Source organism: Methylocystis suflitae (assembly GCF_024448135.1).
Taxonomy (GTDB): Bacteria; Pseudomonadota; Alphaproteobacteria; order Rhizobiales; family Beijerinckiaceae; genus Methylocystis; species Methylocystis suflitae.
In genome coordinates, this window is the sequence record NZ_JAMRYX010000063.1 from 1 (window position 1) to 25932 (window position 25932).

At 64.0% G+C, this 25932-nt stretch carries 26 protein-coding genes and 1 riboswitch; of the genes, 19 read left to right on the forward strand and 7 right to left on the reverse strand.

Annotation, left to right across the window (positions count from 1 at the left end; all coding sequences use genetic code 11):
- The 3 genes from NEI07_RS04825 to NEI07_RS04835 all read left to right on the forward strand — a co-directional run.
- A partial coding sequence (locus tag NEI07_RS04825; RefSeq protein ID WP_256033088.1) for a TIGR02301 family protein occupies nt 1–289 on the forward strand: 289 nt, incomplete at its 5' end.
- Between the two features lie 72 nt (nt 290–361).
- On the forward strand, nt 362–616 hold the full coding sequence (locus NEI07_RS04830; RefSeq protein WP_256033089.1) for a hypothetical protein: 255 nt from the start codon (nt 362–364) through the stop codon (nt 614–616).
- A 223-nt stretch (nt 617–839) separates the two neighbouring features.
- Nucleotides 840–1934 (forward strand): histidine phosphatase family protein, encoded by a 1095-nt coding sequence (locus tag NEI07_RS04835; protein WP_256033091.1) that lies wholly within the window; start codon nt 840–842, stop codon nt 1932–1934.
- 39 nt (nt 1935–1973) lie between these two features.
- Here the strand turns inward: NEI07_RS04835 and NEI07_RS04840 are convergent, their stop codons facing one another.
- Nucleotides 1974–3080, reverse strand: coding sequence for a cupin domain-containing protein (locus NEI07_RS04840; protein ID WP_256033092.1), 1107 nt, complete (start codon nt 3078–3080; stop codon nt 1974–1976).
- Between the two features lie 341 nt (nt 3081–3421).
- Between NEI07_RS04840 and NEI07_RS04845 the strand changes: the two genes are divergently transcribed.
- The 7 genes from NEI07_RS04845 to gcvPB all read left to right on the forward strand — a co-directional run bounded on the left by NEI07_RS04845 (nt 3422) and on the right by gcvPB (nt 11206).
- On the forward strand, nt 3422–4777 hold the full coding sequence (locus NEI07_RS04845; protein WP_256033094.1) for an Nramp family divalent metal transporter: 1356 nt from the start codon (nt 3422–3424) through the stop codon (nt 4775–4777).
- A gap of 89 nt (nt 4778–4866) precedes the next feature.
- Nucleotides 4867–5910 (forward strand): HpcH/HpaI aldolase/citrate lyase family protein, encoded by a 1044-nt coding sequence (locus NEI07_RS04850; RefSeq protein WP_256033095.1) that lies wholly within the window; start codon nt 4867–4869, stop codon nt 5908–5910.
- 93 nt (nt 5911–6003) lie between these two features.
- Nucleotides 6004–6336: a heat shock protein HspQ gene (gene hspQ / locus NEI07_RS04855; protein WP_256033097.1), complete on the forward strand. Its 333-nt coding sequence runs from the start codon at nt 6004–6006 to the stop codon at nt 6334–6336.
- A 105-nt stretch (nt 6337–6441) separates the two neighbouring features.
- A riboswitch (glycine riboswitch) is annotated at nt 6442–6532 on the forward strand.
- Nucleotides 6533–6686: 154 nt separating this feature from the next.
- Entirely contained in the window at nt 6687–7844 is a 1158-nt protein-coding gene (gene gcvT / locus NEI07_RS04860) for a glycine cleavage system aminomethyltransferase GcvT (protein WP_256033099.1), read from the forward strand.
- On the forward strand, nt 7841–8215 hold the full coding sequence (gene gcvH, locus NEI07_RS04865) for a glycine cleavage system protein GcvH (RefSeq protein ID WP_256033101.1): 375 nt from the start codon (nt 7841–7843) through the stop codon (nt 8213–8215). Before gcvT ends, gcvH begins: the two co-directional genes overlap by 4 nt.
- 106 nt (nt 8216–8321) lie before the next feature.
- Nucleotides 8322–9662 carry an aminomethyl-transferring glycine dehydrogenase subunit GcvPA gene (gene gcvPA, locus NEI07_RS04870; RefSeq protein WP_256033102.1) on the forward strand — a complete coding sequence of 447 codons (1341 nt, stop codon included), beginning with the start codon at nt 8322–8324 and terminating at the stop codon, nt 9660–9662.
- The gene (gcvPB, locus tag NEI07_RS04875) at nt 9662–11206 is read left to right on the forward strand and encodes an aminomethyl-transferring glycine dehydrogenase subunit GcvPB (protein ID WP_256033103.1); all 1545 of its coding nucleotides are present in this window, start codon (nt 9662–9664) and stop codon (nt 11204–11206) included. The genes gcvPA and gcvPB overlap by 1 nt, the downstream gene beginning before the upstream one ends.
- 211 nt (nt 11207–11417) lie before the next feature.
- On the opposite strand, the gene NEI07_RS04880 is transcribed toward gcvPB, so the two are convergent.
- Nucleotides 11418–12500: a cytochrome-c peroxidase gene (locus NEI07_RS04880; protein WP_256033104.1), complete on the reverse strand. Its 1083-nt coding sequence runs from the start codon at nt 12498–12500 to the stop codon at nt 11418–11420.
- 103 nt (nt 12501–12603) lie between these two features.
- A complete protein-coding gene (locus NEI07_RS04885; RefSeq protein WP_175093898.1) occupies nt 12604–13248 on the reverse strand; it encodes a S24 family peptidase in 645 nt (214 codons plus the stop codon).
- 166 nt (nt 13249–13414) lie between these two features.
- Between NEI07_RS04885 and NEI07_RS04890 the strand changes: the two genes are divergently transcribed.
- Nucleotides 13415–14797 (forward strand): anion transporter, encoded by a 1383-nt coding sequence (locus NEI07_RS04890; RefSeq protein ID WP_256033106.1) that lies wholly within the window; start codon nt 13415–13417, stop codon nt 14795–14797.
- Between the two features lie 5 nt (nt 14798–14802).
- On the opposite strand, the gene NEI07_RS04895 is transcribed toward NEI07_RS04890, so the two are convergent.
- Nucleotides 14803–16659, reverse strand: coding sequence for a cation:proton antiporter domain-containing protein (locus NEI07_RS04895; protein ID WP_256033107.1), 1857 nt, complete (start codon nt 16657–16659; stop codon nt 14803–14805).
- Between the two features lie 259 nt (nt 16660–16918).
- Nucleotides 16919–18121: a glycosyltransferase family 4 protein gene (locus NEI07_RS04900; protein WP_256033108.1), complete on the reverse strand. Its 1203-nt coding sequence runs from the start codon at nt 18119–18121 to the stop codon at nt 16919–16921.
- Between the two features lie 128 nt (nt 18122–18249).
- Between NEI07_RS04900 and NEI07_RS04905 the strand changes: the two genes are divergently transcribed.
- From NEI07_RS04905 to NEI07_RS04940, 8 genes are all read left to right on the forward strand, one after another.
- Nucleotides 18250–19068, forward strand: coding sequence for an alpha/beta hydrolase (locus tag NEI07_RS04905; protein WP_256033109.1), 819 nt, complete (start codon nt 18250–18252; stop codon nt 19066–19068).
- A gap of 329 nt (nt 19069–19397) precedes the next feature.
- A complete protein-coding gene (gene metX, locus NEI07_RS04910; RefSeq protein ID WP_256033160.1) occupies nt 19398–20570 on the forward strand; it encodes a homoserine O-acetyltransferase MetX in 1173 nt (390 codons plus the stop codon).
- On the forward strand, nt 20567–21235 hold the full coding sequence (metW, locus tag NEI07_RS04915; RefSeq protein WP_256033110.1) for a methionine biosynthesis protein MetW: 669 nt from the start codon (nt 20567–20569) through the stop codon (nt 21233–21235). The genes metX and metW overlap by 4 nt, the downstream gene beginning before the upstream one ends.
- A 179-nt stretch (nt 21236–21414) precedes the next feature.
- Nucleotides 21415–22227 carry a Crp/Fnr family transcriptional regulator gene (locus NEI07_RS04920; RefSeq protein WP_256033111.1) on the forward strand — a complete coding sequence of 271 codons (813 nt, stop codon included), beginning with the start codon at nt 21415–21417 and terminating at the stop codon, nt 22225–22227.
- 106 nt (nt 22228–22333) lie between these two features.
- A complete protein-coding gene (locus tag NEI07_RS04925) occupies nt 22334–23152 on the forward strand; it encodes a M15 family metallopeptidase (RefSeq protein WP_256033112.1) in 819 nt (272 codons plus the stop codon).
- A 50-nt stretch (nt 23153–23202) separates the two neighbouring features.
- A complete protein-coding gene (locus NEI07_RS04930) occupies nt 23203–23496 on the forward strand; it encodes a YARHG domain-containing protein (protein WP_256033113.1) in 294 nt (97 codons plus the stop codon).
- 215 nt (nt 23497–23711) lie between these two features.
- On the forward strand, nt 23712–24188 hold the full coding sequence (locus NEI07_RS04935; RefSeq protein WP_256033114.1) for a hypothetical protein: 477 nt from the start codon (nt 23712–23714) through the stop codon (nt 24186–24188).
- Between the two features lie 70 nt (nt 24189–24258).
- A complete protein-coding gene (locus NEI07_RS04940; protein ID WP_256033115.1) occupies nt 24259–24621 on the forward strand; it encodes a DUF1636 family protein in 363 nt (120 codons plus the stop codon).
- Between the two features lie 82 nt (nt 24622–24703).
- Here the strand turns inward: NEI07_RS04940 and ppa are convergent, their stop codons facing one another.
- Both ppa and NEI07_RS04950 read right to left on the reverse strand, forming a co-directional pair.
- A complete protein-coding gene (gene ppa, locus NEI07_RS04945; RefSeq protein ID WP_256033116.1) occupies nt 24704–25237 on the reverse strand; it encodes an inorganic diphosphatase in 534 nt (177 codons plus the stop codon).
- Between the two features lie 154 nt (nt 25238–25391).
- The gene (locus NEI07_RS04950) at nt 25392–25913 is read right to left on the reverse strand and encodes a GNAT family N-acetyltransferase (protein WP_175093883.1); all 522 of its coding nucleotides are present in this window, start codon (nt 25911–25913) and stop codon (nt 25392–25394) included.
- Between the last annotated feature and the right edge of the window lie 19 nt (nt 25914–25932).

Genomic DNA, 25932 nt, shown 5'->3' on the forward strand with positions numbered 1-25932 from the left:
CCAGATCACGCGGCTCTCGGAGGTCCTCGGCGCGCTGGCCTTCTTGCGCGACCTTTGCGGGTCGGGCGATGGCGAGGAATGGCGGGGGAAGATGTCGGCGCTGCTCGACGCCGACGCCCCCAGCGGCGCGCGCCGCCAAAGGCTCATGGCGTCTTTCAACCACGGGTTTCGCGGCTATGAGCTGACCTATCGCGCCTGCACGCCCAACGCCAAGGCGGTGATTTCCCGCTATCTTGCGGAGGCCTCCCGGCTGAGCCGCGACATCACCTATCGCTACGGGAACCCATAGAGCCAAGTGCGAAATTAACCTTTCGGCGAGGGTCGCCTCGCGCGGCGCGGGCGGCTTCTTTAGAGTGACGCCATGAACGAATTGAACGTCGCCTCGCTCTACGACTTGGGCGGGGACCAGCACCGAGCAGCCCTTGCCTATGTCACCGAGGCTTTCGCCGAGGCGATACTCGCGGGGATCGAAAGCGATTCCTTCGCGCATGCCGCCCTCTGCGCGGCATTGCGCGAACTGGTGGCGACCTATGGCGAGGAATCGGTGGCCACCTTCGCCGAAACACTGCCCGCGAGGCTGCGGGCGGGGGAATTCACCACTGGGCTGAGACATTAAATCACGCCGCATTTGGGCAAAATCGTCAGAATAAGCAATCAATCTCAACTGTTTATGGCGCGCTCTACGCGAAACAGCGCGCGCCAAGGCTTGCGGTTATTCGCCGCGACCCCGCGAATGCGGACTGACTTTTGCACTGCAAGGCCCTAGAACGCCGGACGCCGCAGGCGTAGACGCCCGGCGGCTTTGCACAGCGACTCCAGCGCCTTAAATCCGAAACGACATGCCCCGCACGCTTCTGTGTCTCGCACGCCACGGCGAGACCAATTGGAATATCGAAAGGCGCTTTCAGGGCCAGTTCGACATTGCGCTGAACGCGCGCGGACGCGCGCAGGCGGCCGCCCTGGCGAAGGAGCTCGCCGGCGCGCATTTCGACAGAGTCTATTCGAGCGACCTGCGCCGCGCGCTCGCGACAGCGACGCCGATCGCCGGCGCGCGCGGCCTCGAGGTCGCCAAGACCCCCGCCCTGCGCGAGAAGGACGACGGCGTATGGCAGGGCCACACGCATGCGGAAGTGCAGGCGACGCACGCCGACATCTATCCGAACTATCTGACGCGCAAGCCGGATTTCGCCGCGCCGCAAGGCGAGAGCCTGGAACATTTCGCCGCGCGGGTGCGCAAGGCCTTGACCCAGATCGCCAAGGAAAGCGCCGGCGAGACCGTGCTCGTTGTCGCCCACGCCGGCGTGCTCGATATCGCCTGGCGACTCGCTGCCGGCAAGAAGCTCGACGAAAAGCGCGATCATCCTGTGCTCAACGCCACGCCGAATTGGATCGCTTATGAGGACGGGAAATGGTCGCTCGTCGACTGGGCGACTCCGGAGGGGCGCGCCGAAATCGCCGCGCCATGGGACGGCCGCGCGCTGCCGCGCCGCGAAGCCGCGCGCGCGCTGATCGTCGATCAGGACGACGACGTCCTGCTGATGCGCTACGCTGGCGGGCTCACGCCGCATTTTCTCGCGCTCGGACATCATCACTTCTGGGCGACGCCGGGCGGCGCGGTCATGGAAGGCGAAGACTTCCCGTCAGCGCTGCGTCGGGAGGTCTATGAGGAGACGGGCCTTACCCTTCTCGATCCCGGTCCCGTCGTCGCCACCCGCGAATTTCCGATGGAGATCGGCGACGACTGGCATCAGGCGGTGGAGCGCTACTATCTCATCCGTACCGAACGCTTCGCGCCCCAGCCGCGCGACCTGACCGAGGAAGAAAAAATCCATGTGCTCGGCTGGCGCTGGTGGAGCGCGGACGAGATCGCGGTCTCGCACGATCTGATTTTCCCCGAAGGGCTCGAAGCGCTGCTGAGAAAGGTTAGCAAATAACGGGCGCGGTCGAGGCGCGCTTTCACGCGCCTCTTGCGGCTATTTCGTCATGAAGACGTCCTTGCGCGGGAATTTCTCAAAGACCGATGGGTCCTGCCCGAAATTCGTCGCGAGAATGTCGGTCGGATTGCCGGCGATCCATTGCGACAGGTCGATCGTCTGATAATGCGCGTTGTTGAAGACGATGAGCACGCGCACCGTATCGGTCCCGACATTTTCGAGCGAATGACCCATGCCCTGGGGAATATAGCCGACGTCGCCTTTCGAGAACGTCTCCTGGCGCCAGCGGCCCTTTGATCCAAACAGCGTGACGCAAAGCTGTCCGCTCAGCACATATTGCCATTCGGAAGCATTGGGGTGCCAATGCAGCTCGCGAAGCGCGCCCGGCTCCATTTCCAGAACGACGCCGGTCATCGTCGTCGAAATCGGGAATTGCGAGCCGTCGACGCGCCATTCGGTTCCACCCGGAAACGTCTCATAAGGCTTCTGCGATAGAAGCCGGTATTTGTGGGTGAGCGGCGGCGGCTTCCATCCCTGCAGCGGCGTCGACGGCGTCTCGGGCGGAATATTGCCCCTGGCGAAATAGACTTCCTGCTTTGGAAAACTGTCGAAGGTCGACGCCGGGACGCCGAAATTCTTGGCGAGCAGCTCCTTGGGGGCGTGGCCGATCCAGTCGCTGATGCTGAAGGTGCCGAACTCCGAGAAATAGCCGTTGTCGAAGACAAGGATGAAATGACACAGGTCTTTACCCAGCGTCTCGATGACATGGCCATGGCCGCGCGGAAAATACCAAAGATCGCCCGCCTCGAAGTCGTTGGTCTCCGAGCATCCCGCCGGATCGATGACAGTGGTGCGCACCCGTCCCTCGGTGACGAAGCCCCACTCGGCCGCGGTCGCATGCCAGTGCAGCTCGCGCATCACGCCCTGCTCCATGCGCATGGAAACGCCGGCGATATCCTTGGAGATCGGCAGCTGAGCGACGGTCGCCTCCTTGCCGTAGCTCGCGCCATCGACGCGTCCTTGAGATTTTTCAAGCTCGAACTTGAACGTCGGCAGCTCGGCGCCCGAGGTCACGGGATCGGGCACATTATTATGGAAGCTCGTATGGCCGCCTTCCGAGCTGATCGGGATCGTCATTGAGAACATTACCAGCCCCCGCTGTTCTGACTGTATCGCAATCGAAACGGCGAACGCCGTCCCAGTGGTTCCGCTTCGAGCGCTCGGCTTTAAGCAGACGACGGCGCCCATGAGCTCGCCGCATGACAAGCCCATCGCCTGATCCTGAATCGCGACGGCTCAGGCTGCGAGCATGCCTGCTCGGACGGCGCGCGACAAGCCGCGGCTGCGGCGACTGCGCTGCGCCCGCGGATGACATTCTCCCGTCGCCATTTACATTGGTGACAAAGGGAAGCCTTAAGAAAACTTCTTAGATGCGGCGCTTGCCGAGAAGCGACCTTGCCAAGGACCGACCTTACCGAGAAAATCCGATGTCCGGCCGTCGCCGGCGCCTTGTGGAGACAAATGTGACGCCAGCGACGACCGCCAACGCGCCCGCTCCGCAACGCGGCGACATGCGCCGCTCCGTGCATGTGCCCGAAGGCGGCAGATTTCTTCGGCGGCTCTTCGTGTTTCTGGGTCCCGGCTATCTCGTCGCGACCGGCTATATGGACCCCGGCAATTGGGCGACGGCGCTCGCCGGCGGCTCGAAATTCGGCACCGCGCTGCTTTTCGTCGCCGTGCTGTCGAGCCTGATGGCCATCGTCCTGCAATCCCTTGCGGCGCGGCTCGGCGTCGGCGCGGATCTGGACCTGGCGCAGGCCTGCCGGCGGCATTATCCCTTCCCGGCGGCGGTCGGGCTCTGGCTCCTGGCGGAAGTCGGCATATTCGCCACCGATCTCGCGGAAGTGATCGGCACCGCCATCGGCCTGCAATTGCTATTCGGCCTGCCGCTTGCGGTCGGCATTCTCATCACGGTGCTCGACACCTTTCTGGTCCTTGCTTTGGAGCGGGCCGGCTTTCGCAAGATCGAGCTTTTCGTCGTGGCGATGCTTGCGCTCATCGCCTTTTCCTTCCTCGCGCAACTCATCATGGCGCGCCCCGATCTGGCGCAGATCGCACAAGGACTCGTGCCGACGCGACGTTTTTTTACCGATCCCGAGATGCTTTACATCGGCCTCGGCATTCTCGGCGCGACGGTGATGCCGCATAACCTCTTCCTGCACTCCTTCGTCGTGCAAACCCGCGCCGTCGCCGAGCCGCTTGAAAAGAAGCGCGAAGCAATTCGCTTCGCGGTGATCGACAGCACGCTGGCGCTGTTTCTCGCCCTGTTCGTCAACGGCGCCATCCTTATTCTCGCGGCCGCGGTCTTCCATGCGACCGGCCATACCGAAGTCGCGGAGCTTGGCGAAGCTTATCGGCTGATCGCGCCATTGCTCGGGCAACCGATCGCGGCGACGCTCTTCGCCGTGGCGCTGATCGCCTGCGGACTGAATTCAACGGTGACGGCCACCCTCACCGGCCAGATCGTGATGGAGGGATTTGTGCGGCTGCGGATGAAGCCGGCGACGCGCCGGCTCATCACCCGCTGCATCGCCATCGCGCCGGCGATCGGCGTGACGCTTTACGCCGGCGAATCGGCGACGGCGCAGCTGCTCGTCCTGAGCCAGGTGGCGCTGAGCGTGACGCTGCCTTTCGCCATCGTGCCGCTCGTGGCCTTCACGGCGCAGCGCAGCGTCATGGGAGAACTGGTGGCGCCCAGACGCACCACGGCGCTTGCGGCGCTCATCGCCGCCGCGATCATCGGGCTGAACCTTAAACTGCTCTGGGACGCCGTCGTGGGTTGACGCGTTGCGGCCGCGACAGACCGCCCAGCATTGCCAAGCCGACGCATCTGGCTTAACTCGTCGCAACTTTTTGCCGGAGCTGCGACCGAATGAAACTTCCCAATCAATTCTACCGTCCGCTCGCCATCGGGGCCCCGGCGCCGCTGCGCGAACCGCCCGTTAAAGTCGAGCGGATGATCCATTTCGTTCCGCCGCATCTTGAAAAATTCCGCGCTAAGGTTCCTGAGCTCGTCAAACAGGTCGACGTCGTGCTCGGCAATCTCGAAGACGCGATCCCGGCCGACGCCAAGGAAGCCGCCCGCGCCGGCTTTATTGAAATGGCCAAGGCGACCGACTTCGGCTCGACTGGACTGTGGACGCGGATGAACGCGCTCAATAGCCCCTGGGCGCTCGACGACATGATCGAGATCGTCGGCGCTGTCGGAAGCAAGCTCGACGTCGTCATGCTCCCCAAGGTCGAGGGCCCCTGGGACATCGCCTATCTCGACCAGCTCCTGGCGCAGCTCGAAGCGCGGCATAGCGTCAAGAAGCCGATCCTTATTCACGCCATTCTTGAGACGGCGGAAGGCGTCAAGAATGTCGACGCCATCGCTTCGGCTTCGCCGCGCATGCATGGCATTTCGCTCGGACCGGCCGATCTCGCCGCTTCCCGGGCAATGAAGACGACCCGCGTCGGCGGCGGTCATCCGGACTATAAGGTGATCGCCGACGCCGAGCCCGGCCAGGGCCTGCGCGCCTCGTTCCAACAGGACCTTTGGCATTACACCATCGCCAAGATGGTCGACGCCTGCGCTTCCGCCGGCATCAAGGCCTTCTATGGCCCCTTCGGCGATTTCTCCGACGCGCCGGCCTGCGAATCGCAATTCCGCAACGCCTTTCTGCTCGGCTGCGCCGGCGCCTGGTCGCTGCATCCGTCGCAAATCGCCATCGCCAAGAAGGTCTTTTCGCCCGATCCGCAAGAAGTCGCCTTCGCCAAGCGGGTGCTCGAAGCGATGCCGGACGGGACCGGCGCGGTGATGATTGACGGCCGAATGCAGGACGACGCCACCTGGAAGCAGTGCAAGGTCGTCGTCGACCTCGCCAAGCAGGTCGCCGCCAAAGACGCCGACCTCGCTAGGATCTACGGATTTTGAAAGGATTTGACTGTGGCGCGACGTCCGATTGACGGCTGCGCCCCTGCTGCTGTACTAACAAACGAGTAAACAGCGTGGTAAAGGCGCTTTCGAATGCCGCGAGAGAACGTCGCTAAATTCGCTATTGGCCAAGTGGTCAAGCATCGCCGCTATCCCTTCCGCGGCGTGATCTATGACGTTGATCCGGTGTTCGCCAACACCGAAGAGTGGTGGCTTTCGATTCCGGAAGAGCTGCGTCCGAATAAGGATCAGCCTTTCTATCACTTGTTCGCCGAGAACGCCGAAACCGAATATGTCGCCTATGTGTCGGAGCAAAATCTGCTGCCCGACAACACCAACAGGCCGGTGCGCCATCCGCAGGTCGACGAGACCTTCGAACGCGATGGCGATGGCGTTTACCGCATGCGAGCGCCTAAGCGCCACTGAGCGGCGGCGCTTCCGTTCACTCCGAACGCTGCCGCATTGCAAAAAAAACGCGCAGCCGCCGGGATTGACGATCGCGCGAATCGACCACATTTTGGGTGCAGGTCGAACTTCATCGCGGGAGAGACCGGCGCTCGCGCCGGCGCCGAAGGCGAAACCGCCCCGGAAACGCTCAGGCCCAAAGGACCGCGACGAAGTAGAAACTCTGGAAAGCGGCGAGGCGCGCAAGCGTTTCGCCCACCGACGGGCGTAACCTGTCGCTTTTAGCGCAGGGAAATCTCTCAGGTCACCGGACAGAGGGGGCGCGTAGCAAAGTTTGAGCCTTGCTGCGCCAACCATGTCTGGCGGAGTTGATGGTGACCGAACTCGACGTCGCGACCGCTGCGCCTCCTGCGCTGTCGAAACTTCCGCTCGACGCCGTGCATCGGCGGCTCGGGGCGCGCATGGCGCCTTTCGCCAGCTACGATATGCCGCTGCAATATGAGCAGGGCATCGTCGCGGAAACGCTACATACGCGACGTCGCGCGAGTCTGTTCGACGTTTCGCATATGGGTCAGGCGATCCTCGCCGGCGCGCGCGCCGCACGGGCGCTTGAAAGCCTGACGCCGGCGGATTTGGCGTCGCTTTCGCCGGAACGCACACGTTACACGCAGCTACTCAACGAGCGCGGCGGCATTCTCGACGATCTTCTCGTCACCCGTCTGCCAGGCGTCGAAGAGCGGCTGCTGCTTGTGGTTAACGCCTCGCGCAAGCAAGAGGATTTCGCGCTTATCCGCGCCGCGTTGCCCCAGTTCGACTTCAATCCTTTAGACCGCGCGTTGCTCGCCCTTCAGGGCCCGCGCGCGGCCTCGGTCCTCGGCGCACTCCTCCCCGGCGCCGAGGACCTTCCTTTCATGGGCTGGCGCGCCTTCGACTTCGGCGGCGCGCCGCTCTTCGTGTCGCGCAGCGGCTATACGGGCGAAGACGGATTTGAACTGTCGCTGCGCGCCGAGCATGCCGAAGACCTTGCGCGCTTGTTGCTGTCGCATGAGGACGTTGCGCCGGCGGGCCTCGGCGCGCGCGATGCTCTGCGTCTTGAGGCCGGCCTGCCGCTCTATGGCCACGACCTCGATGAAACCACCGATCCGGTTGAAGCGGGACTCGGCTGGTCGATCGGCAAACGCCGACGCATCGAAGGCGGGTTCCCCGGCTTCGAGCGCATTCGCATCGCGCTTGAGCAGGGTCCTGCCCGCAGGCGCGTCGGGCTCGAGCCGCAATCAAAGGCGCCGCTGCGCGAAGGCGCGGAGCTCTCAGCGCGCGACGGCGAAGCTGTTGGCCATGTGACGTCGGGCGGCTTTTCGCCAACGCTGCAACGCCCGATCGCGATGGGCTATGTCGCCAGCCATCACGCAAACCTCGGCGCGACGCTTTCGGCGCCGCTGCGCGACAAACGCGTCGACGTCACAGTGGCGGCTTTACCCTTCGTCCCGCATCGCTACTTCAAAACGCCGGCTGGAAAGGATGCGAGATGACCGATCTCCGCTACTCCAAGGATCATGAATATGTCGCGCTCGATGGCGATCTTGCGACGCTGGGCATATCGGACTATGCGCAGTCGCAGCTCGGCGACATCGTCTTCATCGAACTGCCCGAAGTCGGCAGGAAGGTCGCAAAGGGCAAAGAGATCGCGGTCATCGAGAGCGTAAAAGCCGCAAGCGAAGTCTATTCGCCCGTGAGCGGCGAAGTCGTCGAAGTCAATCCGGAGCTTGGCGAAGCGCCGGCGCTCGTCAACGACGATCCGCTTGGACGCGGGTGGCTCATCAAGGTGAGAGTCAGCGACCCTGGCGAATGCGCATCGCTGATGGACGACGCCGCTTATTCGAGTTTCCTGAAAACGCTCTAGAGCAGGTTCGATGAGAACCTGCTCCAGCATTTTGATTTTGAGCGATTCCTTATCGATCACATGATTCCATGTGATCGGGAAGCGCTCTAAGCGCAAGGAAAAGACGATGCGCTATCATCCGCTGTCAGAGGCCGACAGAAGCGCAATGCTCGCGACGATCGGCGTTCCATCGATGGAGTCGCTCTACGCCGATGCGCCGCCGGAGACGCTATTGAAGGCGCCGCTCGACCTGCCGAAGGGCAAGTCCGAGCTCGACGTCGAGCGTTTTTTCGCAAGGCTTGCCGCCCGCAACATGCCTGCGTCGCGCGCGCCGTTCTTTGTCGGCGCCAGCGCCTATAAGCATCACATCCCCGCGAGCGTCGATCATCTCATTCAACGCTCGGAGTTCTTGACGAGCTACACGCCCTATCAGCCGGAGATCTCGCAGGGCACGCTGCAATATCTCTTCGAGTTCCAGACTCAGGTCGCTCTGCTCACCGGCATGGAGGTCGCCAACGCCTCGATGTACGACGGCTCAACGGCGACCGCCGAAGCCGTGCTCATGGCGCATCGGGTGACGAAGCGGCGCAAGGCGCTGCTCTCTGGCGGGCTACATCCGCATTACGCCGAAGTCGTGCGCACCATCTCGCGCCTCGCGGAAGACGAAGTCGAGACGATGGCGCCCGACGTTCGCGCCGCCGAAGATCTCATCGCGCGCATTGACGACACGCTTTCCTGTGTTGTCGTGCAGACGCCCGACGTCTTCGGCAATCTGCGCGACCTGACGAAGATCGCGGAAGCCTGCCATCGGAACGGCGCGCTCCTTGTCGCCGTCTTCACCGAAGCGGTCTCTCTCGGTCTGCTTAAATCTCCTGGCGCGATGGACGCCGACATTGTCGTGGGCGAGGGCCAGTCGATCGGCAATTCGCTGAATTTCGGCGGGCCTTATGTCGGGCTCTTCGCCACGCGGCATGAATTCCTGCGGCAGATGCCTGGCCGCCTCGCCGGCGAAAGCGTCGACGCCGACGGCAGGCGCTCCTATGTGCTGACGCTTTCGACGCGCGAGCAGCATATCCGCCGCGATAAAGCGACCTCCAACATCTGCACCAACTCCGGCCTCTGCGCGCTCGCCTTCACCATCCATCTGACCTTGCTTGGCGACGCCGGACTGACGCGGCTCGCGCGCGTCAATCACGCCAATGCGGTCTTGCTGGCGCAGATGCTTGCCGACGTTCAAAACGTCGATGTTCTCAACGAAGCCTTCTTCAACGAGTTTACGCTTCGCGTCGAAGGCGACGCCGCCGCGCTTGTTGAGAGAATGGCGGCGCGCGGCGTCCTCGCCGGCGTTCCCGTCTCGCGACTTCTGCCGCACGCCGGGCTTGACGATCTGCTCATCGTCGCCGCCACCGAAGTCAATACAAGTGAAGATCGCGACGCCTTCGTCGCGGCGCTTAAGGAGTCGCTCTGATGCTCGACAGACCCGCAGTCGTCGAACCGCTCGATGATGACAAAACGCCTGCGACCTTCACCGGCAATCGCGGGCTCGATCAGGAAGAGCCGCTGATCTTCGAGATCGGCCGGCTTGACGCGACCGGCGTCGATATCGACGACCCTGCGCCCATCGCGACGCGGCTCGGCGCGCTTGAGCGCAACGCGCCCATCGGTCTTCCGGGACTCACCGAACCGGAGACGATGCGCCATTACGTGCGCCTCTCGCGCAAGAATTATTCGATCGACGCCGGACTCTATCCGCTCGGCTCCTGCACGATGAAGCATAATCCGCGCAGCAATGAGAAGATCGCGCGCTATGAAGGCTTCGCGGATATCCATCCGCTGCAGCCGCAATCGACCGCGCAGGGCGCGCTGGAGTTGATGCAGATTCTCGCCGACTGGCTGATGACGCTTACCAATATGCCGGCGGTAGCGATGTCGCCGAAGGCCGGCGCGCATGGCGAACTCTGCGGCATGATGGCGATCAAGTCTGCGATCGCCGCGAGGGGCGAAAGCGCGACGCGCAATGTCGTCCTCATTCCGCAATCGGCGCATGGCACCAATCCGGCAACGGCCGCGCTGCTTGGCTTTTCCGTGCGCGTCGTTCCGGCGGCGCCCGACGGAACGGTGCGGGCGCAAGCCGTTAAGGACGCGCTCGCTCCGGACGTCGCGGCGATCATGCTGACGAACCCGAACACCTGCGGGCTGTTCGAGCGCGAGATCGTCGAGATCGCCGACGCGATGCATGAGGCCGGCGGCTACTTCTATTGCGATGGCGCGAATTTCAACGCCATCGCCGGCGTCGCGCGTCCGGGCGACTTCGGCATCGACGCCATGCACATCAATCTGCACAAGACCTTCTCGACGCCGCATGGCGGCGGCGGCCCCGGCGCAGGCCCGGTCGTTCTCTCAGAACGTCTTGCGCCTTTCGCGCCGGTCCCGTTCATCCGCCGCAACGGCGACGCGTTGGAGCTGGTCGAAGACGCCGAAGGCACGCAGAGCTTCGGACGGCTCACCGCCTTCCACGGCCAGATGGGCATGTTCGTGCGGGCGCTCGCATATATGCTTGCGCATGGGACCGACGGGCTTGCGCAGGCCTCGAAAGACGCCGTGCTGGCGGCGAACTATGTCCGCGCGTCGCTGCGCGATGTGATGACTCAGCCGTTCGGCGATCGCATCTGCATGCATGAAGTTCTGTTCGACGACGCCTGGCTGCGCGGCGCCGGCGTGACGACGCTCGATTTCGCCAAGGCGATGATCGACGAGGGCTATCATCCGATGACGATTTATTTCCCGCTCGTCGTCCATGGCGCGATGCTCATCGAGCCGACGGAGTCGGAATCGAAAGCCTCGCTCGATCTCTTCATCGCGACGCTGCACGATCTTGCGCGGAGCGCCAAAGCCGGCGAGGTCGCGCGCTTTACCCCCGCGCCGCGATTGGCGCCGCGTAGGCGCGTCGATGAAGCGCTCGCGGCGAGAAAGCCGGTGCTGCGGTGGGAGGAGAAAGCGGCGGCGAGTTAGGAGCGGGTCGTCGTGACGAAGCCGCATTGCGAGTCCGTCTCCTATGAACTCCGTTTGATCCGTTCGCTTGGCGTGTCATTCCCGGCGGGCCGAAGGCCTGACCGGGAATCCAGAGCAACGTCACGAAAGATTGGTTCTTTCTGGATTCCCGATCGCGCGCAAAGCGCGCAATGACATCCGAACTGTATATCAGAACGCCGCAGCCTGATCGTCACTGAGCCTGGCTGAACGGCGGCCCGGTGCGCGGCGGCAGAATCGGCAGCACGACCTCAGGCTGGCGCCCGGTTAGCGAATCGAGGAAGGCGACGATCTTATCGGTCTCGTCGGCGCTAAGCGCGACGCCGAGCTGGCTTTCGCCCATCACCGCCACGGCCTTCTTCAAATCGAAGGTCGAGCCGGTGTGGAAATAGGGCGCCGTCAGTTCGACATTGCGCAGTGAGGGAACCTTGAAGGCGTATTTGTCGGCGATCGCCTTGGTGACCGCGAAGCGGCCCAAGTCGTCCGGCGGCAGAAATTCCGCGGTCGGCTGTTTGACGACGCCGAAACGCGCATACATGCCGCCGCCGACGTTGACGCCGTTATGGCAACTCGCGCAGCCCTTCTCGATGAAGAGCTTCAACCCGTCCTTCTGCGCGTCGGACAATGCCTGATCCTCGCCCTTCAGCCAGCGGTCGAAGGGCGCGTCGGGCGTGATCAGCGTCGCCTCGAAAAGCGCGATGGCGCGGCCGATGTTGGCATAGGCGACGGGATCGCTCTGCTCGGGAAAGGCCTGTTTGAAGGCCGCCACATAGCCGGGGATTCCCTTGAAGAGTTCGACGGCGCGCTGCTTTGCGGCCGCATGTTCCGTCGGATTGATCGGCATCGGTCCGCCGCGGGTTTTCAGCATCGCCTTGGGATTGGCCATCACCGAATTGACCACCTGATCGGAAAGATCAGCGGCGCGGCCGTCCCAATATTGGGCCTTGTTGAAAATGGCGTTCATCACCGTGAGCACTTCGCGGCCCGCGAGCTGCGCATTGTGGCCCCCCGAAAGCGCGCCGCCGTCGACGCCGCCCATGCTCAAATTGTGACAATCTGCGCAGCTGATGTCGTGGGTCTCGGAAAGTCGCGGCTCGAAATACAGCATCTTGCCGAGCGCGAGTTTTTCGGGCGTCGCCGTCTCTCCAGGAATCGCCGGCGGCGCTGACGGAATTGGCTGGAAAAGCTCCTTCGCCCGGTCCCTCAGGCCTGCGTCGGCAAACGCCGGGCCGCCGACAAGAAGCGCGACAAGAAAGACGATCGAAGAAAGACGCATGGCGGATTTCACCCGGATGGAAGCGGCGCAAGAGGTTGAAGCTTATACCACAGCTGCATCGGCGCGAGGCTAGATGCGTCGGTCGGCGGCTAAGCGTCACACGTCACTGGCTCGCCCAGAGAATGCGCGCCATCCAGCTGACCTCGTCGCGCGGAATCGTGCGGTCCGGGTAGGCCGGATTGACCGAACGCAGCTCGATCGTTCGCGCCGTTTCGCGCTTCAGCTCCTTGGCCATGATCTCGCCCGAGGTGGTCTTGACGACCACCCGGTCGCCGCGCCGCACCGGCGCGGCCGGCGAGACGATCACCACATCGCCGTCGCGATACAGCGGCGCCATGGAGTCGCCTGAGATCTCGAGCGCGTAGGAATGTTCGTCGGCCTCGGCCAATACGTCGATTTCGTCCCAGCCGGCGCCGGTGGCGAAGCCCGCATCGTCGAAAAAGCCGCCGACCCCCGCCTGCGCCAGGCCGATCAGCGGCCGCGTATGGCGCAACCGGCCGGCGGCGCTATTCGCCATCACCAAGGACATGAATTCGTCGAGCCCGGCGCCGGTCGCCTGCAACACTTTGGCGATCGATTCGGTCGAGGGCCAGCGCTGGCGCCCGCTCGCCGTTTCGCGCTTCGAGCGGTTGAAGGTCGTGGGATCGAGGCCCGCCTTGCGCGCTAGGCCCGATGGCGTCATGCCATATCGCTCGCCGAGCGCGTCGATCGCCGCCCAGATCTGAGCATGGGTGAGAATGTCGGACATGTCTGGCCGCGGCTCGGAAGAGTTTCCTATTGGATAGGAATATATCTATTAACCATGCCGCACAATAGGAAATTGGCGCTGCGGCTTGGCGCGCGCGAGGCCAGGCGCCATAACCTCCTCTTCCTGCGTAGTCTTCCACGCCGCGCGCTCTAACTTGCCGGGTTGCATGCCCTCCTCGCCCGAGCCCGCGCCACATCGCCCGCGCCGCCCCTTCCTCACGCTCTGGCTTGGGATTTTCGTCGCTATCGGTGTCGCGGGGGGCGCGGCCTTGGCCGCCGTCGTGGTCCTGGGGCTCGGCGAATTTCTGTCGCTATTGAGCCGCCTGCCGACGCCGACGCCGCAGAAGGGCGCCGTCGCAGCGATCTTCGCGGCGACCTATCTCGTGCTCGCGATCGGCAAGCTGCCCTATTATCGGCTCGACCGCGCCGGCGGCGCGCTGCTCGGCGCGAGCCTGATGATCGGCGCTGGCGCCTTGAGCCTCGACGAGGCCTATCGGGCCATCGATTTCGACGCGATCACTTTGCTGCTTGGCATGATGATCGTCGTCGCCAATCTGCGCCTTTCGGGCTTCTTCCGCCGCGCCGCCGATTGGCTGGCGGATGTCGCGCGCCGCCCGATCTTTCTGCTTGCGGCGGTCGCGGCGGCGACGGGGCTGTTTTCCGCTTTTCTCGTCAATGACGCGATCTGTCTCGTGATGCCGCCGCTGGTCGTCGATCTGGCGCAACGCCTTAAGCGCGATCCGACGCCCTATGTTTTGTCGATCCCGCTCGCCTCCAATGTCGGCAGCGTCGCGACGATCACCGGCAATCCGCAAAATATGATCATCGCTGCCGCCTCGGGCATTTCCTACGGCGACTTCGCGCAGGCGCTCTGGCCCATCGCGCTCGCCGGCGTCGCGCTCACGATCCTCTTTGTGGCGCTCGCCTTTCCGCGCGAATTTTTCTCGCGCGAGAAATTGCCGCCGATCGTCGCGGCGCCGCGCCCCTATCATCGCGCGCTCGCCTCTAAAGCCCTGTTGATCACCGCGGCGATGATCGCATTCTTTTTCGCCGGCGTTCCGCCCGCCAAAGCGGCGATCATCGCCGGCGGGCTGCTGCTGCTCACGCGGCGCGTCGGATCGAAAAAGATCTATCGCGAAATCGACTGGCCGCTGCTTTTGATGTTCGCCGGACTCTTCATCGTCGTCGGCGCCTTCGACAAGGTGGTGCTGACGCCAGGAGAGATCGCGGACGTCGGGAGGCTCAGACTCGATGACGCCTCGACGCTCGCGCTCGTCTCCGCCGTGCTGTCCAATATCGTCAGCAATGTGCCGGCGGTTCTCGCGCTGAAGCCGTTCATCATCGGACTGAGCGATCCGAGGCGCGCCTGGCTCATCGTCGCCATGGCCTCGACGCTCGCCGGCAATTTCACGCTTGTCGGCTCGATCGCCAATCTCATCGTCGTCGAGCGGGCGCGCGCGCTCGGGCTGACGATCGGCTTCTGGACCTATTTCAAGGTCGGCGCGCCGCTGACCCTCGCGACGATCGCGCTCGGACTGTGGAGGTTGTAGGGAGGCTACGCCTCCTCCTCGCTTTCTTCCGCAGCGCGTCCCGATATGCGCCGGCGCGCATGCTCGCGCCTGATCTTTCGGTTGCGCTCCGCGTGGCGGGCGCGCGTCTTGTCGTCGGACGGCTGCAGCAGCTTGCGAAACTCGTCGCGTTTCCCATGAATCGAGGCGATGACGTAGCCCATTGGCACGCCGATATCGACGAGCACGGTTTCGGCGAGCTGCAGGCTTGCTTCGACCGTTTCGGGAATCGCGTCGGTTGCGCCAAACTCATAGAGTTCGGTCGCGTGATGCGCGTCGCGGGCGCGCGCCACGATGGTGAGATCGCCGCGGATTTCATGCGCCAGACGGACGATCTCGCCGGCCGCGTGAACATTTTCGATTGTGACGACGAGCGCGCGGGCCTGCGCCACGCCGCAACGCATCAGGAATTCGCGCCGCGTCGCATTGCCCCAGTAGATTTCGACGCCGTCCTCGCGCCCCGCGGTCACCAGCGACACGACGTTTTCGACGGCGACGAACGGGATGTCGTGGCGCTTCAACATTTCGCCGACGAGGCTGCCGATTCTGCCATAGCCGACGATCACGACGCGGTCCCCGGCGATTGCAGCCGCCGGCGCGAGATCCGCATAAAGCAGTTCGTTCTCGGCTTCCGTCGCTGGCGGGACGAGAGCGGCGCCGATCCGGCCAAGAAGGGGAATGGCGAAAATGCTGATCGTGACGACGATCATCGCATCGGCGCCGTAGTGACCCGGCAGCACGCCGACGGCCATCGCTGAGGTCAGCAGCGCGAAGGCGAATTCGCCGCCCGGCGCCAGCAGCAGCGACGCCTCGGCTGAGGGCCGCCAGTCGACGCCAAAGAGCCGCGCGAGTACGAAGATGATCGCCCCCTTAACCGCGATCAGCCCGGCGGCGTACATGAAGATCGGAAAGGGATCCGCGGCGACGGCGCCCATGTCGAGACCGGCGCCGACCGAAACGAAGAAGAGCCCGAGCAACAGGCCCTTGAACGGCTCGATCGTCACCTCGACCTCGCGCCGAAACTCCGTCTCCGCCAGCAGCAGCCCGGCGATGAAGGCGCCAAGGCCCATGGAGAATCCGGCGGCCGCCGAAAGCGCCGCCTCGCCGATGACCACGAGAAGGCAGGCGGCCATGAACAGTTCGGTCAGCTGCACGGCCGCGACCATGCGAAACAGCGGACGCAGCAGCAGCCGGCCGATGAAGATCAGCGCGCCCATGGCGAGGAAGGCGCGCCCGAACGCCCACGCCGCCTGTTCGCCCGTGAAACCGCCGTTCTTGGCTTCGGCGAGCGCGGAAACGAGAAAAAGCGCCGGCGCAACGGCAAGGTCCTGAAACAACAACACCGAGAAGGCGACGCGCCCCGAGGTTTTGTTTAAGCGCCGCGCTTCGGCGAGCACCGGCAGCACCACCGCCGTCGAGGACATAGCGAGCGCCAAACCCATCAATATCGCGGGCCCAAACTCGACGCGAAAATAATAGTAGCCAAAAGCCGCGAGCACGCTTGCGCACACCACGACCTGCGCGAGCCCCAGTCCGAAGACGAGCCGTCGCAGGCGGGCGAGACGCTCCCAGGACAGTTCGAGGCCGATCATGAACAGCAGGAAGACCAGCCCGAATTCAGCGAGATTGGAGACGCCCTCGACATTGGTGATGGTGAAATTGCGCGCCCATTCATGATCGACCGCCAAGCGGCCGAGCCCGAACGGCCCAAGCACGACGCCGGCGAAGAGAAAGCCCAGCACCGGCGAAATCTTGATGCGATGAAACAGCGGGACGACGACCCCCGCCGTGGCGAGAAAGACCAGCGCCTCGCGATAAGATTCAAGATGGATGGAGCTCGTCATGCCGCCTCGTTGCTCGCGCGCTGGTCCTTCGCGAAGGATAAATGGGTCACGCGGCGATTGGCGATGAAGACAGCAAGAGTCGCGCCGCCGGACTGCGCAGAAGCGCGAGCCCGACGGATGCGACGCGCTGCGCGCGAAATCAATCCGATTGACGGCAAAATTCTATCCGATTCGCCTTTGGACCCGGCGATTTTTCTTCAGCCGCCGCGCTCGAGCCAGACTTTGGCTACTGATCTGCGCCGGGGGTCCAGACAGCCCTTCAGAGCCCGAGGAGACGCTCATAGACCTGCAGCGTGGCGCGCTGCATCTCCTCGACGGAGAAGCGCTCCTGCGCGTTTCGGCGCGCGCGCAGCGACAGGTCGTCATGCGCCGAGGCCTGCAGGCTCAGCGCCTCGGCGATGGCGTCGGCCAACGCCGCCGGGTCGCCGGGCGGGGTCCGCCAGCCTGTCGAAAGATGGCGCGGGATCTGCGGCGGCGCCAGGACGATCTCGGGCGCCGCGCCAATATCGGAGATGATCACCGGCGCCCCCATCGCCTGCGCTTCGACGGCGATCCGCCCGAACGCCTCCGGAACCGTCGCCGGCGCGACAATGACGGCGGCGGCCATATAGGCGGCGGGCATGTCTTCGCAGTAGCCGGCGTAGCGAATGACGTCGCGCAGGCCGGCGTGCTCGATCTGCGTTTCGAGGGCGCGGCGAAAGGAGTCGCTGCGCGGGTCGCCGACGAAAATGACGCGCAGATCGCAGACGCCTTGCTTGGTCAGCCGCTTGGTCGCCTCGACCAGAACCGAATGGCCCTTGCGCGCGGAAAGCCGCGACGGCAGCAGCACGACGCGATCATGCGCCGCGACGCCCCACGCCGCGCGCAGGCGCTCGACGCGGCGCCGGTCGACGGCGGCGGGCGAGAAGGCGCGCAGATCCGCGCCGCGCGGGATGACCACAATCCGCTCCGCGCTTTCCGGATGCAATTGCCGAATGCGCTGGGCGGCGAATTCCGAAATGGCGATCACCGCGTCGCCCGCCGACATGATGGCGTTGTAGCGCTGCTTGATCGCCGACGCGCCGCTATAGGCGCTGTGATAGGTCGTGACCAGTTTTGCGCCGGTCTGACGCGCCGCGTAATAGGCGACCCAGGCGGGCGCGCGCGAGCGCGCATGGACGATGTCGACGCCTTCGTCGCGGATGATTCGCGCCAGCCGCACCGAATTCAGCGCCATCGCGAAGGGATTTTTCGTCGCCGCCGGAAACGGCGCCCAGACGCCGCCTTTCGATTGCAATTCGCTGACCATGCGCCCGCCGCGCGACGCCACGAGACAGCGGGCGCCGACCCGGCTTAACGCCTCGGCCACGTCCACCGTCGCGCGCTCCGCCCCGCCCGATTGGAGATCGGGCACGATCTGCAGGATCGTTCGTCCAGCCAGTCGCTGGTCGGGCGCGGCGATCGTGGCGGGTTGTTGCGACATCGCTGGGCTAACGCGAGCCCCGGACAGAATCGTCCGGCTGCAGCATTCTGTTGCGAGATCCTTTACCAACTATGAGCAAACCGCCTATTTTCAATCGCGTCGCCTCTTCGATCCTATAGTGAACCTGCTTGTCGGACACGCTCGATTTCCTCGACATTCCCAATCCGGCGGGCGGCGTCTGGCGCCTCGCGCGACGATGGCGCGCCGCGACGGCCGAGGCCGGAAACGCGCCGGGCCTCGTCTGGCTCGGAGGCTTCGCCTCCGATATGGACGGAACCAAGGCGGGCGCACTCGACGCATGGGCGCAGGCGAGGGGGCGCGCCTTTCTGCGCTTCGACTATTCGGGCCATGGCCGCTCGTCCGGCAAATTCGAGGAGGGCTGCATCGGCGATTGGCTCGAGCAGAGCCTCGCCGTTTTCGAGCGCTCGACGCAAGGGCCGCAGATCCTCATCGGCAGCTCGATGGGGGGCTGGATCGCGTTGCTTCTGGCGCGGCGGCTCGCTGCGAGAGGCGAGACCGCCCGGCTCGCCGGTCTGATCCTGCTCGCGCCGGCGGTGGACTTCACCGAGGCGCTGATGTGGGAGGGCTTCGACGAAGCGACGCGCCGCGAACTCATGGAGAAAGGCGTCCTGCCCGCCAAGGAGCCGGATCACGGGCCGGTCACGCGGCGGTTGATCGAAGAGGGACGCCATCATCTGCTGCTCGGCGGCCTCATGCGCGCCCATGCGCGCGTGCATATTCTGCAGGGCATGCGCGATGACGCCGTGCCCTGGCGGCATGCGCTGACGATCGTGGAGCATCTGAACGCCGATCCCGTAACCCTGACCTTTATCGCCGACGGCGATCATCGGCTGTCCCGCCCCGAAGACCTCGCGCAGCTTGCCGCCGCGGTGGAGACGATGAGCGCACCCCCGCCCGGCGAGCCGCCGCCGACGCTGTTTGATTGACGGACGCAGCGCGCATCGATGCGCGTTCGCGCGATCTCCATGCTACGCTGCGCGGGCAGCGGCCTGGACGTGGTCAGCAATGGCTACAGTGATATTAAGTGTCCTCTATGATGCTATTATCAATGAGGAATCCTGGGCGCTGGCGGCGGTTGCGGCGCTTGCGCTCCTGTATCTGATCATTCGCTCCAGGAGAAAACGTGAGGCCATCGGTCTTGACGGCGAAAAGCATCCGGCGCCGCCGCGCGGCGCTTGACACCTCCGCCGGCCCCATCGATGTTGCCGAACGAATTGTTCGGCATATCGAACGCTAGGAAGATCGCTTGTCCGTATTGTCAGAAGCGCGGCCGGCCTGCAGCGAGGGCTTCGCGCCGAAAACCGTCGTTTTTCCCCCGGACCGACCGCTTTTGACGGACGGCGGCGGCCGCATCGCGCCGCTCGCCATCGCTTACGAGACCCGTGGAACGCTCAACGCCGCCTGTAGCAACGCCATTCTGCTGTGCCATGCGCTCACCGGCGACCAATATGCCGCCGGCGTAAATCCCGTCACCGGCAAGCCCGGCTGGTGGGAGGCGATGGTCGGACCCGGCAAGCCTTTCGACACCGATCGCTATTTCCTGATCTGCTCGAATGTCGTCGGCGGCTGCATGGGCACGACCGGCCCGGCGTCGATCAACCCGACGACCGGCAAGCCCTATGGCGTCGACTTCCCCGTCGTCACCATCCGCGACATGGTGCGGGCGCAGGCGATGCTCATCGATCATCTTGGCGTCGAGACGCTGTTTTGCGTCGCCGGCGGCTCGATGGGCGGCATGCAGGTGCTGCAATGGGCGGCGAGCTATCCGGAGCGGGTCTTTTCGGCCATGCCGATCGCCACCGCCGCCAAACATTCGGCGCAGAATATCGCCTTTCACGAAGTCGGCCGACAGGCGGTGATGGCCGATCCGGACTGGCGCTCGGGGCGCTATCAGGAGCAGGGCGTGCGGCCCGAGAAGGGACTCGCGGTGGCGCGCATGTCGGCGCACATTACTTATCTCTCGGAAGCGGCGCTGCAGCGTAAGTTCGGCCGCAAGCTGCAGGACCGCAGCGCGCCGACCTTCTCCTTCGACGCGGATTTTCAGGTCGAGAACTATCTGCGTTACCAGGGCCTCGCCTTCGTCGAGCGGTTCGACGCCAATTCCTATCTCTTCGTCACCCGCGCCTGCGACTACTTTGATCTTGCCGCCGACTATGGCGGTTCGCTGGCCATGGCCTTCAAGGACACCAAGACGCGCTTTTGCGTCGTCTCCTTCACGTCGGACTGGCTCTATCCCACCTCGGACTCGCGCGCCATCGTTCACGCGCTCAACGCCGGCGGCGCGTCGGTGTCTTTCGTCGAAATCGAATCCGACAAGGGGCACGACGCGTTCTTGCTGCACGAGCCGATGTTCATTGCGACGACGCGCGGCTTTCTCGATTCAGCCGCAAACGCGCGCGGCCTCGCGCCTGACGGAACCTCGAAATGACCGTCACGCCTGCAGCCGACGCGCCTGAGCGGCCCGCGCAGCCGCTCGAGCAACCGCGTCTCGATCTCGCGGTCATCGCCGAGATGGTCGCGCACGGCGCGCGCGTTCTCGACGTCGGCTGCGGCGACGGCGCGTTGCTGCAGCTCCTGGCGCAGAAGAAGGGCGTCGACGGCCGCGGCGTCGAACTCTCGCAGCGCGGCGTTAATGAATGCGTGGCGAAAGGACTTTCCGTCATTCAGGGCGACGCCGATACGGACCTCTCCGATTATCCGGACGACGGATTCGACTATGTGATTCTTTCCCAGACGCTGCAGGCGACAAGGCGCCCGCGCGCGGCGCTCGCCAATATGCTGCGCATCGGTCGGCGCGCCATCATCTCATTTCCTAATTTCGGCTATTGGCGCGTGCGCGCGCAGCTCGCCTTTAGCGGCCGCATGCCGGTCACCGGGCGGCTTGACTATCACTGGCATGACACGCCGAACATTCATCTTTGCACCATCCGTGACTTCGTCGAGATCGTCGACGAACTCGGCGCGCACATCGAGCGCGGAGTCGCCTTTGATCGCGCCGGCGCGCCGATCCGCTTCAGCGCGCCTTGGTGGGTGTGGAATCTCTTCGGCGAACAGGCTGTGTTTCTGCTGGAGCGTGGCGGCCGACGACCGTAACCCATGCGACGGTTTGTCCCGGTGCGTCGCCTTTCGCGGGCTGACGGTTCGCGTTAGCCTTCCCATTGGCGGCATTAGAGAAACATGCGCGGGAGGGAGCGGCGGCGCCTCCGCTTCATGCGTCGTGTCATCCTTGGATGACGCGCGTGATTCCGCGCGCTTCGGGAGGAGGCGCGAGCTTGACAGTCGACACCGGCCCCGCTGTGCGAAGCCATGACAGCGCCTCGCAAAAGAGACGCGCCGGTCCGTGCGCGCCGCAGCCGGCGGGCCCGAAGGACCTGCGCAAAGCGCCGCTCTTCGCGGGGGTCGACGAAGCGACATTGTCGCGACTGTCGGCGGACGCCAGGATCGAGTCCCTCCAGGACGGCGACTCGCTTTTCCATCAAGGCGCTGTGGTCACAGACCTCGCATTCGTTTTGAGCGGCTATGTGAAGCTGCTGCGCCTTTCGTCTTCGGGACGCCAAACGCTCATCGGCATTCGCTCGGACGGCGAAATGATCGGCGAGGCGCCGACCGACGCCGATGAGATTCACACGCTCTCCGCAGAGGCGGTGGGCCCGACGCGCGCGCTCAAGCTGCCGGCGGCGCGCTTCGCTCGGCTCCTCAAGGAGTCGCCGTCGCTCTGCGCCGCGGTGATGCAGGACTCCAAGGAAAGCATCGCGCGTCTCATTGGCGAGGTCGAGTCGCTCAAGAGCCAGAACGCCGATCAGCGCCTCGCGCATTTCCTACTTGGCCTCTGCCCCCCGGGCGAAGATCGGTGCCGCTTCCGCTTGCCCTATGACAAGCGCCTGATCGCCGCGCGGCTGGGCGTCAAGCAGGAGACGCTGTCGCGCGCTTTCGCCAAACTCCGCGCCCATGGCGTCCGCACCGAGACGCGCAACGTGCATGTCGAAAGCGTCTTGCGTCTCGCGGACCAGTGCGACCGGCTCGGCCGGCCGCCGCGCCTTTCTTTGGCACGACGCAAGATCGAGACGCAGTACGACGCCGCTTAGAGCGCGGCTCGCGAAAAAGTGAAATCCGGTTTTTCGCGCGGCGCGCTATAAGCCGTAAGGGAATTCCCGGTTCTGCCGAAGGGGAAGAAGCGTGCGCAGAGCGGAAATGCTTTGGCCCCTCGCCATCGGACGCGAAGAAATCCTGCGCGCTCTAAAGTTCGGCGTGCTTCTCGCGGTCATCGAGATGCTGTTCTTTTCCGTCGCCGCTCGCGGACAGGCGATTTCGCCCGACGCGTTGCCGCACGCCTATCCGGACCAAATAGCCGGTCGCGACGACGCCGGGATCATATTTCGCGATGGAACAAGACAAAATCTCTCTGACGGCAGGACCGACAAGAGCTTCGACGAGAAACTGAAAAACGCCTCTCTCCTAGATCAGCTGAGCCTTCCCTATCCCAAGGGCGCGCTGACGAAGCCTCCCGGACCGCAGGACGATCCGGGGCGCTTCCGCAACGCCGCCTTCTTCGACAAGATGTATGGGGATTGCGACAAGCGCGAAACGCAGAAGCATTTGACCGATATTCCCTGGTTCACTGGCAAGGTGCGAGTGACCACGATCAATGGCGTCGCCGAAAAGTTGCGCGCGGTCGCCACAGAAATCGATCGTCTGCCGCAGGACATTAAGCGTTACGCTTATCCGAGCGCCGGCGCCTTCAATTGCCGCGTTGTGAAGGACACTGGCAAACGCAGCATGCACGCCTATGGCGCGGCGATTGATCTCAACACCGCCTTCTCTGATTATTGGCTCTGGCGCAAAGGCGGTTACCGCAATCGGATTCCTTACGAGATCGTGGAGATTTTCGAACGCCACGGGTTCATTTGGGGCGGCAAATGGGGGCATTTTGACACGATGCATTTCGAATACCGGCCCGAATTTTTTGACGCGCCGCCAGGCGGCGAAGGGAAAAAACAACATAGTGATTGAAAAGAAGCGCGTAGATCGTAAGTAACCCCAATTACAGGAGGGGATTTCCGATGAGAACACAAAAGATTTTCACGGCGCTGAGCCTTATCGGCGCATTCGGCGCCGGATCGATGGGGGTCGCCGCGCCGACCCCGGCGGCGGCGCAGGATCCGGCTTACATGTCTTGCGAGGCTCTTTGGTACGCGCGCAACCGGATCTACGCGCGTAACGGCCATTGCTTCAATACCGACCGGGCGCGGGCCGTGTTCGGAGCTGGCTGTTTTCCACCTTACGGGCGGCTGAGCGGTTGGGAGAAAAGCCGCGTCAATCAGCTTCAAATGTGGGAGCGCCGTAAGGGGTGCTGAGTTCCATGCGCGGGCGAAAATTTCGCAGTTCAACAAGGGCCACGACAGGAAATCGAGCGGTCTGGACGGTCCGCCTGCGCCTCTAATTTTCAAACGCGCATTCACGGCCGCGGAAATGGCGGATATGTTCGTGGCCGTCGACTGAACGCGCCAGCGTCGCAAATTTGGCGTCGGCTCTTGGTCAATTGCGCAGATGCATTTGTCGGGGAATCGCCATGATCGCATACAAGACGATTGGATTGGTCCTTTTATCCGCCCTCGCGCCCGCCGCCGCTCAGGCGGGAGCCAGCAACGGCTCGAACGCGCTGGCGCTTTCGGCGATCGTCGGCGAATTGTCGCCTCAAACGAGCGTTCCCAACAAGAAGCTTCTCGCGGCGTTCTTCAGCGGTAAGGCGGATGCGCCACATCCCAAAGGGCTCCGCATCGCAGTGAAAGCTGATGCGATCGACTGCCGCGCCGGCAATGTCGACATCACATCGCGCGCCTGCGAACTGACCTTCGGCGCGAAGAAGATCGAATTGAGCGGCCGCAAGGCGAATGAACTCTACGCGACCTTGATCGAGAATGGCGTCGTGGCGGAAGGCGCCGCAGGCTCTTCGCATGCGTCGATCACGGCGCTCGACTGCATCGTCGACGCCGATGAAGTTGCCGAAAAGGCCGGCGGCGGCGCGCGCTGCGCGTATAATCCCTAAAGGCTGCGCCGACGCTTGTCTTTGGCGCGGCTTTGGTCGAGAAGGCGCGTCCATAGACAGGAGTGCTGAAATGGCTGCGCCGGGCGTCACGGTCTTTGTTTGCGTCTCCTGCCGCGACGGCGGCGACGCCGACATGCGTCCCGGCGCGCTTTTGCTGGAGGCGCTGCGCGCGCGGCTTGACGAGCGCAATCTCGATATCGCCGTCGAAGCGGTGGAATGCCTCGCGGTGTGCAAGCGCCCGGCGACGGTCGCCTTCGCCGGCGGCGGCAAATGGACTTATGTGATTGGCGATCTCGACGGCGGCGTGCATGTCGACGAGCTGATCGATTCGGCGCAAAGCTTCGCCGCGACCGACAATGGCATCGTCGCCTGGAAGGACAGGCAGGCCTGCTTCAAGAAGGGCGTGGTGTCGCGCACGCCGCCGCTTCGCTAGGGCGCTTATCGATCACATGGAATCATGTGATCGATAAGGAATCGCTCAAAAGCAAATGCTGGAGCAGGAACCTGCTCTAACGCTATTTCGCCGCTTTCGCCCGCTCGATCGCCTCGCTGATCAGCGCGCGCGCGTCGGCGGCGTCGCCCCAGCCCGCGATCTTGGCCCATTTGCCGGGCTCGAGATCCTTATAATGCACGAAGAAGTGCTCGATCCGTCGCCAGGTCATCTCCTGCAGGTCGGTGTAATTCTTCACGTCGATATAGCGTTGCGTGAGCCGCGCCGACGGCACGGCGACGATCTTCTCGTCGCCGCCGGCCTCATCCGTCATGCGCAGCACGCCGATCGGCCTGACCGCGATAACGGCGCCCGGCGCCACGGGACGGGTGTTGGCGACGAGCACGTCGCAGGGATCGCCGTCGTCCGAAAGCGTATGCGGAATGAAGCCGTAATTGCCGGGATAGCGCATCGCCGTATAGAGGAACCGATCGACGAACAGCGTGCCGGAGGCCTTGTCGAGTTCATATTTGATCGGCTCGCCGCCAAGCGGCACCTCGACGACGACATTGACTTCGTGCGGCGGGTTCGCGCCGATAGGGATGGCGTCGAGACGCATTCAAGTTCTCCGATTGAGACAGACGGCGCGGCGGCTGATGCGCCGGCGCAGCGTCGGGTTTTGTTGAGGAAGTTAGCGCACAAACCTGGCGAGGATCGCGGCGCTGCGCGTCTGTATTCTCGCATTGCTTCGCGTTTATGGCGCCAAAAATGATTTACCGCACCGGCGCGGAAACGAAGCCGAAAGCGACGCGCGTCAGCATGTCCGCGCCGAACCGCTCCTCCGCGCGGCGGACCGTCTGTCCGCCGAGGCTGCGATAAAAGGCGAGCGCTTTCTCATTATCGGCGAGCGCCCAGACGATGGTGGAGAGATAGCCATGCTCGGCGAGTTCGCGACGGGTGGCGTTGAACAGCCGGCGTCCCAAGCCAAGCCCCTGCTGCTCCGGCGCCAGATAGATTTCGAAGATCTCGCCCGAATAAGGCATCGATGGAACGCGGTTTCGTCCATAGGTCGAGTAGCCGACGATGTCGTCGTCGAAGTCCAGCACGAGAAGACCGGTGCCGCGCACGATCGCCGAATGCCACCAGTTGGGGCCGCGGCGGGCGATCATCCGCTCAAGCTCGGCGCCGGGTATGACGCCGCGATAGGCGTAGCGCCATGAGGCGTCATGAACGCGCGTGATCTGCTCTGCGTCTCCGGGACGCGCATGGCGGATGGAGAAGGCGGTTTTGACCATGCCTTTGATGTTAGGTCTC

Excerpts from the sequence above, each read along its gene's own strand:
- NEI07_RS04845 (WP_256033094.1), top strand. The coding sequence starts at position 3,422 with ATGTCCGGCCGTCGCCGGCGCCTTGTGGAGACAAATGTGACGCCAGCG.
- gcvH (WP_256033101.1), top strand. The coding sequence starts at position 7,841 with ATGACCGATCTCCGCTACTCCAAGGATCATGAATATGTCGCGCTCGAT.
- NEI07_RS04940 (WP_256033115.1), top strand. The coding sequence starts at position 24,259 with ATGGCTGCGCCGGGCGTCACGGTCTTTGTTTGCGTCTCCTGCCGCGAC.
- NEI07_RS04900 (WP_256033108.1), bottom strand. The coding sequence starts at position 18,121 with ATGTCGCAACAACCCGCCACGATCGCCGCGCCCGACCAGCGACTGGCT.
- NEI07_RS04925 (WP_256033112.1), top strand. The coding sequence starts at position 22,334 with ATGCTTTGGCCCCTCGCCATCGGACGCGAAGAAATCCTGCGCGCTCTA.
- NEI07_RS04835 (WP_256033091.1), top strand. The coding sequence starts at position 840 with ATGCCCCGCACGCTTCTGTGTCTCGCACGCCACGGCGAGACCAATTGG.
- NEI07_RS04930 (WP_256033113.1), top strand. The coding sequence starts at position 23,203 with ATGAGAACACAAAAGATTTTCACGGCGCTGAGCCTTATCGGCGCATTC.
- gcvPA (WP_256033102.1), top strand. The coding sequence starts at position 8,322 with ATGCGCTATCATCCGCTGTCAGAGGCCGACAGAAGCGCAATGCTCGCG.
- NEI07_RS04830 (WP_256033089.1), top strand. The coding sequence starts at position 362 with ATGAACGAATTGAACGTCGCCTCGCTCTACGACTTGGGCGGGGACCAG.
- hspQ (WP_256033097.1), top strand. The coding sequence starts at position 6,004 with ATGCCGCGAGAGAACGTCGCTAAATTCGCTATTGGCCAAGTGGTCAAG.
- ppa (WP_256033116.1), bottom strand. The coding sequence starts at position 25,237 with ATGCGTCTCGACGCCATCCCTATCGGCGCGAACCCGCCGCACGAAGTC.
- metW (WP_256033110.1), top strand. The coding sequence starts at position 20,567 with ATGACCGTCACGCCTGCAGCCGACGCGCCTGAGCGGCCCGCGCAGCCG.
- gcvPB (WP_256033103.1), top strand. The coding sequence starts at position 9,662 with ATGCTCGACAGACCCGCAGTCGTCGAACCGCTCGATGATGACAAAACG.
- NEI07_RS04880 (WP_256033104.1), bottom strand. The coding sequence starts at position 12,500 with ATGCGTCTTTCTTCGATCGTCTTTCTTGTCGCGCTTCTTGTCGGCGGC.
- NEI07_RS04890 (WP_256033106.1), top strand. The coding sequence starts at position 13,415 with ATGCCCTCCTCGCCCGAGCCCGCGCCACATCGCCCGCGCCGCCCCTTC.
- NEI07_RS04950 (WP_175093883.1), bottom strand. The coding sequence starts at position 25,913 with ATGGTCAAAACCGCCTTCTCCATCCGCCATGCGCGTCCCGGAGACGCA.
- NEI07_RS04840 (WP_256033092.1), bottom strand. The coding sequence starts at position 3,080 with ATGTTCTCAATGACGATCCCGATCAGCTCGGAAGGCGGCCATACGAGC.
- NEI07_RS04850 (WP_256033095.1), top strand. The coding sequence starts at position 4,867 with ATGAAACTTCCCAATCAATTCTACCGTCCGCTCGCCATCGGGGCCCCG.
- NEI07_RS04935 (WP_256033114.1), top strand. The coding sequence starts at position 23,712 with ATGATCGCATACAAGACGATTGGATTGGTCCTTTTATCCGCCCTCGCG.
- gcvT (WP_256033099.1), top strand. The coding sequence starts at position 6,687 with ATGGTGACCGAACTCGACGTCGCGACCGCTGCGCCTCCTGCGCTGTCG.
- NEI07_RS04885 (WP_175093898.1), bottom strand. The coding sequence starts at position 13,248 with ATGTCCGACATTCTCACCCATGCTCAGATCTGGGCGGCGATCGACGCG.
- NEI07_RS04895 (WP_256033107.1), bottom strand. The coding sequence starts at position 16,659 with ATGACGAGCTCCATCCATCTTGAATCTTATCGCGAGGCGCTGGTCTTT.